General features: G+C 51.5%; 9 protein-coding genes and 2 pseudogenes. 6 read left to right on the top strand and 5 right to left on the bottom strand.

The window, feature by feature from the left end:
* Nucleotides 1-11: 11 nt before the first annotated feature.
* The 3 genes from QUF18_RS18820 to QUF18_RS18830 all read right to left on the bottom strand — a co-directional run bounded on the left by QUF18_RS18820 (nt 12) and on the right by QUF18_RS18830 (nt 3,454).
* Nucleotides 12-881 (bottom strand): ABC transporter permease, encoded by an 870-nt coding sequence (locus QUF18_RS18820; RefSeq protein ID WP_289388812.1) that lies wholly within the window; start codon nt 879-881, stop codon nt 12-14.
* Nucleotides 881-1,801: an ABC transporter permease gene (locus QUF18_RS18825; protein ID WP_113944296.1), complete on the bottom strand. Its 921-nt coding sequence runs from the start codon at nt 1,799-1,801 to the stop codon at nt 881-883. The genes QUF18_RS18820 and QUF18_RS18825 overlap by 1 nt, the downstream gene beginning before the upstream one ends.
* Before the next feature lie 81 nt (nt 1,802-1,882).
* A complete protein-coding gene (locus tag QUF18_RS18830) occupies nt 1,883-3,454 on the bottom strand; it encodes an ABC transporter substrate-binding protein (RefSeq protein ID WP_289388813.1) in 1,572 nt (523 codons plus the stop codon).
* Between the two features lie 136 nt (nt 3,455-3,590).
* Between QUF18_RS18830 and QUF18_RS18835 the strand changes: the two genes are divergently transcribed.
* The 3 genes from QUF18_RS18835 (at nt 3,591) to QUF18_RS18845 (ending at nt 8,125) form a co-directional block, all read left to right on the top strand.
* Complete coding sequence (locus tag QUF18_RS18835; RefSeq protein WP_289388814.1) at nt 3,591-4,727, top strand: ROK family transcriptional regulator; 1,137 nt, start codon at nt 3,591-3,593, stop codon at nt 4,725-4,727.
* A gap of 32 nt (nt 4,728-4,759) precedes the next feature.
* Nucleotides 4,760-6,205: a M81 family metallopeptidase gene (locus QUF18_RS18840; protein ID WP_289388815.1), complete on the top strand. Its 1,446-nt coding sequence runs from the start codon at nt 4,760-4,762 to the stop codon at nt 6,203-6,205.
* 87 nt (nt 6,206-6,292) lie between these two features.
* Nucleotides 6,293-8,125 carry an ABC transporter ATP-binding protein gene (locus QUF18_RS18845; RefSeq protein WP_289388816.1) on the top strand — a complete coding sequence of 611 codons (1,833 nt, stop codon included), beginning with the start codon at nt 6,293-6,295 and terminating at the stop codon, nt 8,123-8,125.
* 243 nt (nt 8,126-8,368) lie between these two features.
* Here QUF18_RS18845 and QUF18_RS20530 read toward each other — a convergent pair.
* A pseudogene (locus QUF18_RS20530) lies at nt 8,369-8,458 on the bottom strand (IS6 family transposase); the annotation flags it as partial.
* 125 nt (nt 8,459-8,583) lie between these two features.
* Between QUF18_RS20530 and mprF the strand changes: the two are divergent.
* Complete coding sequence (gene mprF, locus QUF18_RS18850; RefSeq protein WP_289388819.1) at nt 8,584-11,187, top strand: bifunctional lysylphosphatidylglycerol flippase/synthetase MprF; 2,604 nt, start codon at nt 8,584-8,586, stop codon at nt 11,185-11,187.
* Nucleotides 11,184-12,593, top strand: a complete 1,410-nt coding sequence (locus QUF18_RS18855; RefSeq protein WP_289388817.1) for an AcvB/VirJ family lysyl-phosphatidylglycerol hydrolase — start codon at nt 11,184-11,186, stop codon at nt 12,591-12,593. The genes mprF and QUF18_RS18855 overlap by 4 nt, the downstream gene beginning before the upstream one ends.
* 66 nt (nt 12,594-12,659) lie before the next feature.
* On the opposite strand, the pseudogene QUF18_RS18860 reads toward QUF18_RS18855, so the two are convergent.
* Nucleotides 12,660-13,027, bottom strand: a pseudogene (locus QUF18_RS18860) (DDE-type integrase/transposase/recombinase); the annotation flags it as partial.
* A 258-nt stretch (nt 13,028-13,285) separates the two neighbouring features.
* On the opposite strand from QUF18_RS18860, the gene QUF18_RS18865 reads away from it, so the two are divergent.
* Nucleotides 13,286-16,202: autotransporter outer membrane beta-barrel domain-containing protein (locus QUF18_RS18865; RefSeq protein ID WP_289388818.1), on the top strand; the 2,917-nt coding region annotated here is incomplete at its 3' end.

The raw sequence follows: 16,202 nt of genomic DNA on the forward strand, positions 1-16,202 counted from the left end.
CGATGCGTGCCTCAACGGCGCGGATCCAGAAGATCGCGTAGGCCGTCACCAAGAATGTTAAAACCAAGAACGGTTATCATGACCGCGATACCCGGAAACAGCGACATATAGATATTTACACCGAGATAATTGCGTCCGCTCGACATCATTGCTCCCCATTCCGGCAAAGGCGGCTGTGCACCAAGGCCTAGGAAAGAAAGGCTGGCCGCGGACAAAATCACCGTACCTGCTGTCAGGGTGGACTGTACGATAATCGGTCCGATAGCATTTGGCAGAATATAATGGGTCATCACCCGCCAGCGTCGCAGTCCGAGAGAAATCGCTGCTTCCACATAATCCATCGAGCGCAGCCCCAAGGTCAGGTTGCGGGCAAGGCGGGCATAGACAGGGATGGAGAAAATCGCAATTGCCACCAGTAAGTTGACCAGACTGCTGCCGAGAATGGAAACCAGCAGAATGGCCAGCACGATACCCGGAAAGGCAAACAGCACGTCCATGCACCACATAATCACGGCATCAACGCGCTTGCCCGCCATACCTGACAAGATACCAAGCGGAACACCGCTGATAATGGCAAGACCAACGCCGAGTGTGACTTCGAGCAGCGAGATACGCGCACCATAAACCACGCGGGCAAAAATATCACGTCCGCTGTCATCTGTCCCGAACGGATGCTCCCATGACGGCGGCAGCATTGTACTCAGCAAGTCCTGCTCATAAGGATCGGCACTGGTCAGAAGTGGCGCAAAAATTGCGCATAATACAATCAGCGAAACCAGAAAGCCGCCAATGGTAATGCTGGGATGTTGCCCTAACCAATGCATGCAGCGCATGAATGTGCTGCGGCGTGGTGATCGGGCGATAAGATGAGCATTGGACATCAGTTAAACCTTATGCGCGGATTGAGCGTTGCAATCAGCAACTCAGCAATGAAATTCGCCATGACAACACCGGTTACCGCGACAAGCGTAACACCCTGAATGACTGGATAATCACGATAGCGCACGGCATCCACCAGCAGGCGGCCAATGCCCGGCCAGTTGAAAACGGATTCTGTCACGACTGCTCCGCCAATCAGAGCGCCAAAGTTCAATCCGACAATGGTGATGATAGGGATCAAGGCATTGCGCAGAGCATGCCGCCAATAAATAGCGGCAACAGAGACACCTTTGGCTCGTGCTGTACGAATAAAATCCTGCCCTAGCACTTCAATCATGCTTGAACGCGTCATACGGGCAATGAGCGCAGCAGGCAGAACAGCCAATGTCACAGATGGCAGGATGAAGCTTTTCCAGCTTGAGGCGCCGAGCAATGGCAGCCAGCCGAGCTTAACCGAAAACGTATTCATCGCCATCAAAGCCAGCCAAAAATTGGCGATGGAAGCACCCATAATGGCCAGAAACATCACCATCTGATCCGGCCAGCCATGGCGGTAAATTGCTCCGAGCATACCCGCTGGCACACCGATAGCCATTGCCAGCAAATAGGCTGTCAGGGTCAAAGCCAGTGTATATGGCAAACGCTCGGATATTTCACTGGTCACCGGTAATTTTGAGCGGATAGACGTGCCGAGATCGCCCTGCACTGCACCATAAGCAAACTGCGCATATTGTTCCGGCAGGCTGCGATCAAGCCCGAGACGGGAACGCATATTATCAACGGCTTCCTGTGTCGCTTCCGGTCCCGCCATCAGGCGCGCCGGATCTCCCGGCAATGCGCGCAGTGCCAGAAAGATCAGCAGAGACACGCCGATCAGGATCAGCGGCAGGCCGATAAGCTTACGGATAATATAGGTTTTCATACATATCCCGTTCCAGATGGCATAAAGAAAATCACAGAGCGCTCATGATGTGCAAAACACATCATGAGCCTCATGAAGTCATCAGTTCTTGACGGCGTTTTTCACAACGATCTGCCCGCCCGGAATGACGCTGACATGATCAATACCTTTGCGCAGGGCATAGATATCTTTGGTTGTGTAAAGCAGCACATGCGGTGCCTGATCGATAATCTCTTTTTGCGCTTCATTATAGAGCTTGCTGCGCTCGCCCTCATCCTGCACATCAATGGCGTCATCCAGCAATTTGTCGAGTTTGGCATCGCTGAAGAAGCCGAGATTGGCACCGGCCGGTGCCGCACTTGCGGAATAATAGAGCGGACGCAATTGCTGGTCATTGCCATTCATCAGTGTTGACCATGAGGCAATCACAGAGCCAATGCCGTCCGCTTCTTTGTCGGCAGCATCAGCAAAGGCGGCCTTGCTCCACACGCCGCTTTCCATGCGGCGAACATCAAGTTTTACACCGATTTTCGCCCACATCGCCTGTAACAGCTCACCGATACGGGCTTCGGGTTCCTGAACGGCGGTCGACATGCTGAAACCATCCGGATAACCAGCTTCCGCCAATAACTTCTTCGCACGATCAATGTCAAAAGCTGCTGCTGGCAGAGACTTGTTGTAATTGGCAAAAACCGGTGGCAATGGTGAATTTGCCGGTGTTGCATAGCCCTGCATAATCGCCCGCACCAAACCATCACGATCTGTTGCAAGGTTCAGTGCCTGACGCACACGGACATCATCCAGTGGCTTTATTTTTGTGTTCAGGGATACCCAGAAAACGGCTGCGCCGTCAGAGCTTTCAACTTTAATCTCGTCACTGCTGCCAAGCTGTGCAGCAAAAACCGGTGGCAGAGGGCTGACAATATCCGCATCACCGGTCTGAACAGCCATGCTCATGACCGACGGTTCGGATGTCCATGTCCATTTGATCTGATCAACAGTATCGGTTTTACCACCCCAATAATCAGGGTTCTTTTCCTGCAGCACATATTCGCCGGATTTATATTCTGCAAAACGGTATGGTCCTGTCCCGACCGCTTTGGCGCCGATCGTACCAGCCTCATCAGCTGTTGGACTAACCATCCAGCAGGAGGCGGTTGTCAGCAGTGACAGGAATGCAGGATAGCGTTTTTTAAGCGTGATTTTGACAGTGTTGTCATCAACAGCTTCAACTTTATCGAGGATAAGACGCAGGCGGCCGCTGGCTGCAAGGCCGCGCTTGGTATCGAGATGACGGGAGAAATTCTTCACCACAGCATCAGCATTAAAAGCCGTCCCGTCATGGAATTTAACGCCTTCACGCAGTTTAAATGTCCAGATCAGCCCTGTTTCATCACCTGACCATTCGGTTGCAAGTGCTGCTGCATATGGCTCTGTATCACTGCGGCGCAACAGGCCTTCATAAATCGGATCGAGTACCGCTGCGGTATAGGTCGCGGTCTGATCACCCGGATCCATCGAGCGCGGCGCTTCGGTCTGCATCACGGTCAGTGTCGCTGCATAGCTCTGAAATGACAGTAAAGATGCGCTTGCGAGCAGCACACCGGCCATAACAAATTTACGGGCACCTACAGCACTTTGGCGCAGGTTATTGAATGTTCGCCCCATCATCATGCGTAACCCCTTATTACTTATTTAACACGCTAATGTTTTTTTAATTGGATCGATTTTGCACTAATTCCCTATTGATTAGTTCACTAATTGAACTTAGTGTCAAGCAAGAAGTCTTTCCTCATTTCGTGTTGAACCAATGTTTTCTTCGTCCCAACGTCAGATACTCCGAGCCATCAGCGAATCCGGCCCTCTCAGCCGCAGCGCACTGATGTCTATACTCGGCGTCAGCAAGGGGGCGATGAGCGGCTTGGTGCGTGATTTGATTGATCGCGGCATTCTGCAGGAAACTGTGCCGGTTTACGGCTCCGGCCGTCCGTCGCTGTTGCTGGATATTCATCCGAATTGCGCCTTAACGCTGGGTGTATCCCTGATGCAAGACCCTGCACCTGTCGTGCTGACCGATCTTGGCGGAACGATTATTGCACAGGCAACAATTCCTTTGTCTCGCGATCCTGCAACCATTGCCACCAGCATTGCCGAAGCTGTAGCACAATTGCTGGCCAGCAATCCTGATGCAAAAGAACGACTGGCAGGGATCGGCATTGCGCTTTCCGGCTTTGTTGACGAAACGCAAAGTCATTGCATTCAGTCCACATTGCTGGGCTGGCAGAATGTTCCTTTAGCGGAAATGGTGGCGGCTCATGTTGAAGTGCCGGTGTATATTGAGAATGATGCCAAAGCCGTTGCTGTCAGTGAGAAGCTGTTTGGCGAAACCCGTGAGATTACTAATTTCAGCCTTGTAACCTTTGGTGATGGTATTGGTTGCGCGCATTTTATTGGCGGTCAGCTTTATCGCGGCAATCACGGCGGTGCCGGTGAAATCGCCCATCTGACGATTGAACCGGGTGGTTTACCGTGCCGCTGCGGTAAGCGCGGTTGCTTGGACACCGTGTCGTCTATGCATGCAATTCGCGAAGCGGCTCGTGCAGAAGGCATGGTCTGCGAGCAACTTGATGACATTGAAGTTCTGGCTGCAACCGGCAATACCACAGCTATCCGCATCCTGCACCGAGCTGGTTCAGCTCTGGGGCTGGCTATTGCCCATATTGTTCAGCTGAATGATCCGGGTCAGATTCTTGTAACCCATGATGAACATACTTTTGACGGGCTTTTTGGCACTGTGATGCGTCAAGCCATTGAAGCCAATGTGCTGCCGCAACAGGCGGTGCAAACCAATATCCGCACTTTGCGTGTTGATCATAATGTCTGGGCACGCGGTGCCGCAGCCATTGCCGCTCATCGTTTTCTTGTTAATCCCGCAGGGCCCTATTGACCCGCGCCGACCCGATCTGATTGAGGTTATTCATGCGTATTGCCGTAGGCGGAATTCATACTGAATGCAGCACCTATAATCCTGTGCTCGCACAAGAGAAGGATTTTGATGTATTGCGCGGCGATGCCTTGCTTGAAGCCCCGCGATTTGCTTTTCTCAAAGATTATGATGCGGAATTTGCACCAACCTTACATGCCCGTGCTATTCCAGGTGGTCCGGTGTCGCGCGCTACCTATAAGGCCTTTAAAGCAGAGTTTTCTGAACGCTTGAAAGCTGCTCTGCCGATTGATGGCCTGTATCTGGCTATGCATGGCGCCATGTTTGTTGAAGGCATGGAAGATGCGGAAGGCGACTGGATTAGCAATGCCCGCATGATTGTCGGTGATGATTGCCCGATCTCTGCCAGCTATGATCTGCACGGCAATGTCAGCCAGCGCATTATTGATGCGCTGAATATGTTTTCCACCTATCGCACAGCACCGCATATTGATGTGGAAGAAACCATGCGCCGCTCGGTCACGATGCTGGTGAAAAGCCTTGAAACAGGCGTGCAGCCTAGTATGATCTGGGCACCGGTGCCGGTTGTTTTGCCGGGGGAGCGTACTTCAACCGAAGATGAGCCAGCCAAAGGTCTTTATGCGCGCTTGCCGGATATTGATGCAATCGATGGTATCTGGGATGCATCCTTGATGGTGGGCTATGTCTGGGCGGATGAACCACGCGCCACTGCTGCCGCTATTCTTACCGGCACAGATCGTGCAGTTCTTGAACGCGAAGCCAAAAAATTGGCACAGGCCTATTGGGATGCCCGTGAAGATTTTGTTTTCGGTTGCGAAACCGGCACCATTGCTGATTGTGTCAGCCGTGCAATTGCCAGCACAACAGCGCCTGTTATTCTCGCGGAATCTGGCGACAACCCGACTGGAGGCGGCGTTGGTGATCGCGCTGATGTTCTGGCTGAACTGATTAATCAACAGGCGCAAGGTGTGATTTTTGCCGGTATTACCGATGCGCCGGCACTGGAAAAATGCTTTGCAGCAGGTGAAGGTGTAGCACATGAACTAACCATCGGCGCGACACTGGACACAGCAGGCAGCCAGCCGGTCATTGCAGAGGGCACAATTATCCGCCTGCAAAATGCGGATAAACCGGCGGATCGTCAGGCTGTTGTGCGCATCGGCGGTATTGATCTGGTTTTATGTGCCAAGCGCCGCCCGTATCATAATATTGCAGATTTCACTTTGCTGGGGCTTGATCCTTCAAAGGCGCAGATCGTGGTGGTTAAATCCGGTTATTTGTCACCGGAACTAGCACCGATTGCTAATCCCAACCTAATGGCCTTGTCGCAAGGCGTTGTTGATCAGTTTGTTGAGCGCCTGCCGCGCTTGCGTAAAACTCATCCGACATTTCCGTTTGATCGTGATTTCACTTTCGAGCCTGTAGCTATCGGATCAGCTCGCAATCCTGCGGCGACTTAAGCTCTGTAATCAAAGCACACTTGCTTAGAGGAAAGCAGGTGCGTTTGCTTAATATTCAAAACATATCCGCTTGAGGAGGCGCCGGTCATGTCCCTGCCAGATCAGAAGCAAGCCACATCGCCGGTTCTGTCCGTCCGCAATCTGACAACAGCCTTTAATAATGGCGGGATTTGGAATCCGGTTGTCAAAAATGTTTCTTTCGACGTCAACGCCGGTGAAACCGTTGCTATTGTTGGTGAATCCGGTTCCGGAAAAAGCGTGACCTCCCTGTCGATCATGGGGCTGCTAAACAGTAAAGCTACGCGCATCTCCGGTGAAATATTTCTCAACGGACAAAATCTTTTGTCGCTTAAAGAAAACCAGCTGCGCAATTTGCGCGGGCGTGAAATGGCTATGATTTTTCAGGAGCCTATGACTTCGCTCAATCCGGTTTTCACCATTGGTCGCCAAATTTCTGAGGCTTTGACATGCCACGGCGATATTAGTGCCAAGGCTGCAAAAGCTGAGACACTGCGTCTGCTGGATAAAGTGCGTATTCCGAATGCAGCCTCGCGTTTTTCTGATTATCCGCATCAATTTTCCGGCGGTATGCGCCAGCGTGTAATGATCGCTATGGCGCTCGCCAGCCGCCCGAAACTGCTCATTGCCGATGAGCCTACAACAGCGCTGGATGTAACAATTCAGGCGCAAATTCTTGATCTTATTAAGACCTTACAAGAAGAGGAAGGGACGTCCGTTCTCTTCATTACCCATGATATGGGCGTGGTTGCTGAAACCGCCGACCGTACAGTGGTGATGTATCGCGGGGAAATGGTTGAGAATGGTGCAACAGCAGACTTGTTCCGCCAAGCCGCTCATCCTTACACGCGCGCTTTACTTTCGGCTGTGCCGCATCTGGGCTCCATGAATGGCATTGCAGAACCATTACCATTTCCTGTGATTGATATGGCAACCGGTGAAAAGCACGATCCGATACCGGTCAGCAGGCCGGTGGATATGCAAAAGCCTGTTCTGGATATCCGCAGCCTCACCACGCGCTATCATATCACTGGCGGGTTGTTGGGTAAAACTACCGGTGCGGTTCATGCGGTAGAAAATGTTTCTTTCCAGCTTTTTGCAGGAGAGACATTGGCTTTGGTCGGTGAATCCGGTTGCGGCAAATCTTCAATCGGCCGCACGATTATGCGGCTTGCCAATGCCACATCCGGCGAAATCCTGCTTAAAGATGAAGACCTGCTGCGTTTGCCCGCTGAAAAACTCCGGTTGGCACGCCGTAATGTGCAGATGATTTTTCAGGACCCGTTTGCCTCGCTCAATCCGCGTATGAGCGTTGGTAATGCAATTGCAGAGCCACTTATTCAGCATGGTCTACTTAGCAAAACGGCGGCTCGTGAGAAGGCAACTGCGCTACTGGAACGCGTTGGCTTGTCGGCTGATATAATGAAACGCTACCCGCATGAATTTTCCGGCGGGCAACGTCAGCGCATTGCCATTGCCCGTGCTTTGGCACTTGATCCGAAGGTCATTGTTGCCGATGAGGCTGTCTCTGCCCTTGATGTGTCTATCAAAGCGCAAGTCTGTAACCTGATGATGGATTTGCAGGAAAGCCTTGGTCTGTCTTATCTGTTCATCAGTCATGACATGGCAGTCGTCGAGCGTGTCAGCCACCGTGTTGCTGTGATGTATCTTGGTGAGATTGTCGAGATTGGTTCGCGTCAGGCTGTCTTTGAAAACCCACAGCATCCTTATACGCGCAAACTCATGGCAGCAGTGCCGGTTCTTGATCCTGCGAGACGGCACATGAAACGTCAATTGCAAGCTGAAGAATTACGCAGCCCTATTCGTCCTGTCGGATATATGGTTCCCGAGCGCCATTATGCGGAAATCACCCCCGGCCATTTTGTGATGCAAATGAATTAATGAGCACAATGCGGATTTTTACTTGTCTGCAACTCGAGTTTTGGAGCTGGGACAAACACAATATTCTCTGCCCCCATGTCCTGATGGGTAGAATATACACCATTTTGGTGCCGACAAGCGCAGTTCACGCTTTAAAAGCTTTAGATATCGCGTTCAAAAGCTCAACGTTTTGCAAATTTGTACTACTATCTTATTACGTATGTCTTTTTGGTACTATTAATTTTATGTGTGACAGATGCTTATTCTGTAAGTCAGCATGTTTTCAACCGTAGAAAAGCTTAATGGAAAGCGGAAATACAGCCATATGGCTTCCGCAATAATCGCAATTTTCATGTCAAAATGACGTAATAGCACCACAGATTAATCACAATCTGCGGTGTAATATTTTCCGATTTTCACGGTACAGACAGCGATAAATAATGCCTCTGAATGATAAAAAGCAGCTCTCTCAGTACGATATGGCGCAGGCAAATGATGCTACGGATGGTGCGAAGTATTCTTTCGGTCGAATAAAAAAATATCAGCATTTCTTATTGCCTCTGGCGGGCTTTGCTATCGTTCTGCTGGCAATTTATGTGCTGGAAACGATGCTGCAGAATACGTCCCGTTCGCAGACAATGGCGGCGTTCCATGCGATTTCGTGGCAGACGATCGGGCTTGCGATATTTTTTACAATGCTGAGCTATGCGGCGGTCGCACTTTATGATGTGGTTGCCGTAGAGACGATTGCTCCCAATCAGATACCCAAGAAACTGGCCGCAGTTGCCGGTGCCGCCGGTTATGCAATTTCTAATGCTCTTGGATTTTCACTGCTCACCGGCGGCGCGCTTCGCTACCGTATATACGCGGCTGAAGGCATAAGCCTTGCTGATATCGGCAAGATTGTCGGCACATCATGGTTTGCTATCTGGTTTGCTTTGATCATCATGCTCAGTGCGGCAATGCTGATCGATCCGCAGGACGTGCCGTGGCTGTCTTCTGTTGACCGCCGCATTGATATTCTGGTCGGTGTTGTCGTTCTTGGTGGTATCAGCTGGTTGATCTACTGGCTCTCGCATAATGAGCGCCATATCCGGATTGGTTCTTTCAGTTTGCGCTTGCCGGATTCCAAAGGGGCATTGCTGCAGATTTTTGCCGGTCTGGTTGATGTCGGTGCTGCTGCTGCCACACTCTATGTGCTGATGCCGGACAGTGCTGTGCCGAGTTTTGCGATTTTTGCCATTGTTTATGTGATTGCAGTGGTGCTGGGTATTGCCAGTCATGCGCCGGGCGGGATCGGAGCTTTCGAAGCAACGATCATTGCCGGTCTTGGCCTTGGCGGCAATCCGCAGGCGATTGCCGGATTGCTTGCTTATCGAGTGATTTATACGATTTTACCACTGGTCACGGCCGCTACAGGACTTCTGTTCTGGGAAATCATGCGTCGGCGCCAGATGCTCGGTAAACAGGCGCGCGTTGCCAAACGTCTGGTTGAACCGCTCATTCCGGCTTTGACGGCCAGTATTATTTTTCTGGGCGGGATTATTCTGCTGGTTTCCGGAGCGACGCCGGATAAACGCTATCGTGTCGAGTTGCTGTCTGACATTGTTCCGGAATTTCTGGTTGAAATGTCCCATCTGGCAGCAAGCCTTGTAGGCGTTACCCTGCTGGTTGTGGCACGCGGGCTGGCAAAACGGCTGGAGCGCGCATGGTTAGCGGCGATGATCCTGTTGCTGAGCGGGGCCATCTTTTCCCTCGCTAAAGGGTTGGATTGGGAAGAAGCTGTTATTCTAAGCCTTTTTGCTATTCTACTCTCAGGCTTTCGCGGTTCATTCTACCGTCGTCCGATCTCAGGGAATTTCGAACTCAACTGGAACTGGCTGCTGACTGTTGGTACAACAATTTTGGTATCCACATGGCTTGGTTTTTTCGTTTACCGCCATGTTGAATATTCCGGCGATCTGTGGTGGGATTTTGCATGGAACGGTAATGCCCCGCGTTTTCTACGTGCCACGGTTTTAGTTTTTGTGGCTGTTGCAGCCGTCGGATTGCATATGCTGATTAACAATCATAGCCAGCGTAAACGTAATATTGATTACTCTATTCCCGCTGCGGTGCCGGCATTGGTCGCTGCTTGTCCTCATACAGATGCAGCACTGGCTATGGTGGGTGACAAACAGTTTCTGGTCGCACCGGACGACAGTGCTTTCATCATGTATGCGCAATCGGGGGGCAGCCTGATTGCGCTGGGCGAACCGATTGGTGGTGCCGCGACAGCAAAAGAACTGGCATGGTCATTTCATGCTCTGGCAGACAAGCTGGCATTGCGCACAGTGTTTTATGGCGTAGGGCCGCAAAGCCTACCGCTTTTTCTTGATATGGGGCTGGTGGCACTCAAACTCGGGGAGGTCGCGCGGGTTGAACTGACAGATTTTTCGCTGGAAGGGCCAAGCCGCCAGCCTTTCCGCTATGCGGATCGTAAGGTTACGAAAGACGGGCTTGACTTTGAAATCATTCCGGCAGCCGACGTGCCGCCTTTATTACCGCGTTTGCGGGAGATTTCTGACGCATGGCTCGACTTTAAGTCCGGCAGTGAAAAGGGTTTCTCACTCGGTTACTTTGACGAGGATTATCTCAAACGGTTTGATCTTGCTGTGTTGCGTAAGGAAGGTGAAATTGTTGCTTTCGCCAATCTGTGGCGCGGTGGTGAGAGATATGAAATCACCGTTGATCTGATGCGCTATATGCCGAATGTGCATAAACTGCTGATGGATGCGCTGTTCGCAAAATTGCTCATGTATAGCAAGGAGCAAGGCTATCAATGGTTCAATCTGGGTGCCGCGCCCCTGTCAGGTTTAAGCGGCAGCAGGCTTGCCTCCCGCTGGAACCGCTTTGGTTCCTTCATCTACAGGCGCGGTGCGGATCTCTACCATTTTGACGGACTAAAGGCGTTTAAAGAAAAATTTGATCCTGTCTGGACGCCGCATTACATGGTTTGTCCCGGCGGGTTTGAAACGCCGCGCGCACTTCTGGATATCACAAGTCTGATTAACGGCAGCCCGCTGGAGTTCATACGCAAATGAAGACAAAACTGCTTTTGGGTATCTTTGGATTGTTTGTGATTGTCGCGGGCGCTTATCTCGTCCTGCATCCGGGCAAAGTAACCCGTTTCTGGGCAAGTCTGACCGCACCGGAAAAACCTGTAACACAGGTCAGTGCCGAACGCCTGTCGGATATTCCGGTTTATATGCCAAAGAACGATCCGGCGGGTCTTGTGATTGTCATCAGCGATCAGGGCGGGATCGGGGAGCGTGAACGGCGGTTCACCGATGCATTGCTGGCACGGAACCTGATTGTTCTGCCGGTTGACCTTAGAATATGGCGAGCAGCGCTCGATAAAGAAGATGGCGAATGTAATTATCTGGATTCCGATTTTGAGGCGATCACTAAAGAGGCTTTGCGTGCGCTGGATCTTGATGTTTATTTCCATCCGGTTGTGACCGGTATCGGAGAGGGGGCAACGATTGCCTATGCCGCAGCGTCGGATTCACCGGATGCGACAATTGCGGGGGCTGTCGGAATTGATCCTGCACCCGCCCGCATCCGCCTGCCATCCTGTACCGAACAGGCACAGGCAGTCAAAGCAGCGGGAGGCGGCTTCACCTATGAATACGGCAAGACATTGCCCGTGTCTGCTTTGCTTGTTGCTGCCGATGGCCTGCAGGCCAATCAACCGGACACAGCGCGCCAGCAGAATATTGCCATGTTGCAAAATGTGCCTGATTTGAATGCGCGTCTGCGTGTGGCGGCTGATGAAGTGTTGTCTATGGCCGCTCAGGACGCACAAAACGCCACTTTGCCGGTTATTGATCTGCCGGTACATGGCGGCAAGGCCAGTTATGTGGCGATCTTCTATTCCGGCGATGGTGGCTGGCGCGATATTGATAAATCAATCGGTGAATGGCTGCAAACACAAGGCGTCCATGTCATCGGTGTGGATTCCCTGCGTTATTTCTGGAATGAGCGCAAACCGGAAGAGATCGCCCGTGATACTGCGGCATTGATCAAAAAAGCAGATCCGGGCGGAAAATTGCCTGTCGCAGTGCTCGGCTATTCATTCGGGGCGGATACATTTCCATTCGCATGGAAATATTTTGATGCTGAACTACAAAAACGCATCAGAATGATAGGTCTTTTAGGCAGTTCAACGACAACATCTTTTCAGATTTCAGTGGAGGGCTGGTTTGGTGCGGATGGGGATCTGCAAACGCTTCCGGCTATTCTTACCATTCCGCAGGATCGTGTCGTTTGTGTTTATGGAGAGGACGAGGACGATACGGCTTGCACCGCGGATGCTTTAAAAGGTGCTGATGTTATGAAACTCAGCGGCGGGCATCATTTTGACGGAAACTACGAGGCAATTGCGCAGGCCTTACTGCAAAAAATGCAGAAGCTTGCAAATATTGATACAGTTGAAGCGCTGCGCTGATACAGTATATGAGCTAGTGTCGCAAAGTTTTGAGTCGTATAGGAGCGACCATAACTCTGGGCGCAGTTATGCTGCGAGTTTTGCAAAGATTTGAAATGCCGAACTGCTTCTTGCGGATCATATGAGCACTTCGATATCGGCGATTGTGGCTGCAGCTGAATAGGACGCCTTGTATCCCAACATTTGCTTGGTAATCCGCTTGATGAAACGATGGAGCCTGTACCTGTGAGTTTCAGGATCGTGTTTACGGCCCGCAGTCCGGCGAAATTGGCTCCGCTCTTATCAATGACAACTCTCTGTGGAACACCATCGATTGTAACGGCTTTTTTGAAAAAATCGCCGTGCAGCCGTCGATCACGGCGCCCTGACATCAGAAAATTAAAAGTTTGGCCGTCGCCGTCAACCGCTCGATACAAATAGACCCATCGCCGTTTTTTCGTTCATCATACACGCTGACACATCGGAATAGAGATGAAAATTTGCGAAACACCAGTAACACTGATATTTTTATCAGTATTGATAGTAAAAAACAAAAATTAGAATCAATAATTGAAATTAACTAGCATAATTTATAATATATAGTTGCTATATTGCTGCTATAGGCACTCATTTTTTAAGATTATTTTTCGCAATATGTCAAAGCTGCGGAGATTGAAGCATCATCCTCACTAATTCGTTGAGGATAAAAATAGATGAAGCACTCCCCACAGCATATTGTTCGTAGCGGCTTGAAGCATCGAAGCCGCTCCAAATCAGCATATCGCAGCCTCCTTTGTGCCACATGTGCCACTATCGGTCTGCTGGCGGGTACGCAGGCTTTTGCAGCAGCACCGGCTTGCAATAGCGGCGTGAAACAATTGGACGTGATTTCCCGAATATCGACACCCGATCAGACCTTTACCGGTACACAAAACGCGCCATCAGTTGATGAGTGTGCGGTCTGGGAGGCCACTGGTGCTGCAGCCCTGATTATTGTCACAGGCGCTGGCGTGTTGGGTAATATCATTCTGGAAAACAGTGGCACTGTGAATATTTCGGCTGGCGGACAAGTGTTCGGTTATGCGGAAGCCGGTGAAAGTGTCAATCTCGCTGGGGGAAACGCTCTTCAAAACGCCAGCCCGCGCGGCGGGATCGGTAATGTTAATGTGAGCTCAGGCGGATTTCTTGGTGCGGCACTGATCGGTGCGGGTTCGACCTTAACCGTCGATCATGACAATCAGAATCTTGATCGACCTCTGCTGGGGCGAATAAAATCATCGGGCACTGTGATCGTTAAAAACGCGACTATGGATAGCAAGCAGGATCTGCAATTTGTTTATAACGACGCTGCTTTTCGATACACGACAGTTTTTGTCACAGGCGGAACAATGCGGATTGAGAATTCTCTCATTACCGGCATTACAACCGGCGGTCAGCAAGGAATTTATATTGGTCAATATGCCCCTTCCGTCGTCGCTGGCTCGACCGTGCAGCTAGATCTGATTGATAGCACGATCAATGGCGTTGCGAATGGTATTACGGCATTGATAGATCGCGGTTTACATTTTGTATTAAATATTACCAATACGGATGTGACCGTTGACGCCAATGGTATTGGACTAAGGTTGGACGCAATCCAAGGTTCGGTGCCCGCGGCGTTTTCAATGACGGGAGGGTCATTAACCGGCGGGACTGGTTTGCGAATCGCCGATAGCGTAAACATAATCAATGCTGTGATATCTGGCACAACTATTGTCGGCCTTGCCGGTGCGCCTGGCCCCTTTCCGCCTCCTGGAATGGGGGTAGTGATATTGGCTAGCGGGCAGGCGCGGTTCACCAATGCTACAAAGATTACCGGTGATGCTAATGGTGTGTTCATTCAAGGCGCCATATTTCAAGCCACCACAGGGGCACAAATAATTTTCGAACAAGGAACATCTGTGGAGGGCAAAGGTGGTGCCGCCATTCTTGTTGATGGCTCCCTGATTAACGGTGAAGCAGGGCGTACAGACGCCACGGTTACCGTTCGTGATGCAGGCACGACCTTAAAAGGCGTCAATAACCGGTTGCTGGATGTGGTCAATCAGGGGCAGATCCAGTTCAATGCTGACACGGTGACGCTGACCGGTGATATGGTTGCCGATGCAGACAGCAGCATGAATATTGCCCTGCAAAAAAGCACGTCGATGAATGGCAATATCACGCTGGGTGATACTGTTGAGGTGAGCGGAGATTCCATCTGGACAGTGGCCGGTGGCTCCTCCGTCAAACATCTGATTGTCGGCGGCACGGATAAGGGCGTGGTGACGCTCGGCGGCACCGCAAGTTTCAGTTCGGACAATGCTGTGACAATCGCACGCGATGCCGGTTCAACCGGTATTCTTAATATCGGCGCTGCCCCCGCCGATGCTGCCACTAACCCCGGTGCTTTTGCGGTTTCTTCCGTCGCCTTCGGGCAGGGGGACGGCACCATCAATTTCAATCATACGAGCAGCGGTTATCTTTTCGGTGCCGCCATGTCCGGCAAGGGCACGGTCAACCAGATTAGTGGTAAAACCATCCTGACCGGTGATAGCACCTATACCGGCGCGACCACAATTGCCGCTGGCTCCACCTTGCAGCTCGGTAATGGTGGTGAGACGGGGAGCATCACCAGTGATGTGGCCAATGCCGGCAGTTTCATCTTCAATCGCTCCAATGATTTGAACTATGTCGGCAAGATCAGCGGAGACGGTGTCTTCGAGCAGGTGGGAGCTGGCAAAGCCGTGCTTGGCGGTGATAGCAGTGGCTTTGCCGGCAGCAGCTTTGTGCGCTCCGGTATTTTGGCAGTCGACGGCACACTCGGCGGCACGATGGATGTTGTTGCCGGACGTTTACAGGGGATCGGCACGGTCGGCTCTACCACCCACGAGGCAGGCGCGACCATCATGCCGGGCAATGGCGGTTTTGAAACCCTGACCATCAAAGGTGATTATATCGGTAAAGGTGGCACGGTTGAGATTGCGACCGTATTGGGTAATGACAATTCTCAAACCAGCCGCTTGGCTATTACCGGCAGCACATCCGGCACCGGTAATGTCCATGTCACCAATCGTGACGGGCTTGGTTCTTATACAACAGAAGGGATCAGGATTATCAGTGTCGGTGGTAGCTCTGATGCCACATTCACCTTGCAGGGCAATGCGGTGACTAAAGATGGCCAGCAGGCTGTTGTTCAGGGCGCTTATTCCTATACACTAGAGAAGAACGGCATTGCCAGTCCACAGGATGGTGCATGGTATCTGCGCTCGGTTATGCCGCCAGTCACGCCACCCATTAATCCACCAGTAACGCCACCCGTTACCCCGCCACGTTATAATCCCGGCACGCCAGTCTATGAAGGCTATGGGCAGACCATGCAGGCGCTCAACAAGCTGCCAACCCTGCAGCAACGTGTCGGCAACCGCTACTGGAGCGGGGCTGCCAATCCGGTGATTGAGCAAGGCGCTGATGCATTGGGCACGCCGCTTGTGCCTGCCGATGCGACTATTGATACCCGTGGCATCTGGGGGCGGATTGAAGGGGCACATAACCGCTTTGAAGCCAGTCGTTCCACCACGGCCATGAAGCAAGATGTCGATACCTTTATCA

This window comes from Pseudochrobactrum kiredjianiae (assembly GCF_030362795.1).
In the GTDB taxonomy this organism is placed as follows: Bacteria; Pseudomonadota; Alphaproteobacteria; order Rhizobiales; family Rhizobiaceae; genus Pseudochrobactrum; species Pseudochrobactrum kiredjianiae.

What these genes read in the sequence shown, in the direction of transcription:
- QUF18_RS18845 (WP_289388816.1), top strand. Translation starts at nt 6,293, where the DNA reads ATGTCCCTGCCAGATCAGAAGCAAGCCACATCGCCGGTTCTGTCCGTC.
- QUF18_RS18825 (WP_113944296.1), bottom strand. Translation starts at nt 1,801, where the DNA reads ATGAAAACCTATATTATCCGTAAGCTTATCGGCCTGCCGCTGATCCTG.
- QUF18_RS18830 (WP_289388813.1), bottom strand. Translation starts at nt 3,454, where the DNA reads ATGATGATGGGGCGAACATTCAATAACCTGCGCCAAAGTGCTGTAGGT.
- mprF (WP_289388819.1), top strand. Translation starts at nt 8,584, where the DNA reads ATGGCGCAGGCAAATGATGCTACGGATGGTGCGAAGTATTCTTTCGGT.
- QUF18_RS18820 (WP_289388812.1), bottom strand. Translation starts at nt 881, where the DNA reads ATGTCCAATGCTCATCTTATCGCCCGATCACCACGCCGCAGCACATTC.
- QUF18_RS18835 (WP_289388814.1), top strand. Translation starts at nt 3,591, where the DNA reads ATGTTTTCTTCGTCCCAACGTCAGATACTCCGAGCCATCAGCGAATCC.
- QUF18_RS18855 (WP_289388817.1), top strand. Translation starts at nt 11,184, where the DNA reads ATGAAGACAAAACTGCTTTTGGGTATCTTTGGATTGTTTGTGATTGTC.
- QUF18_RS18840 (WP_289388815.1), top strand. Translation starts at nt 4,760, where the DNA reads ATGCGTATTGCCGTAGGCGGAATTCATACTGAATGCAGCACCTATAAT.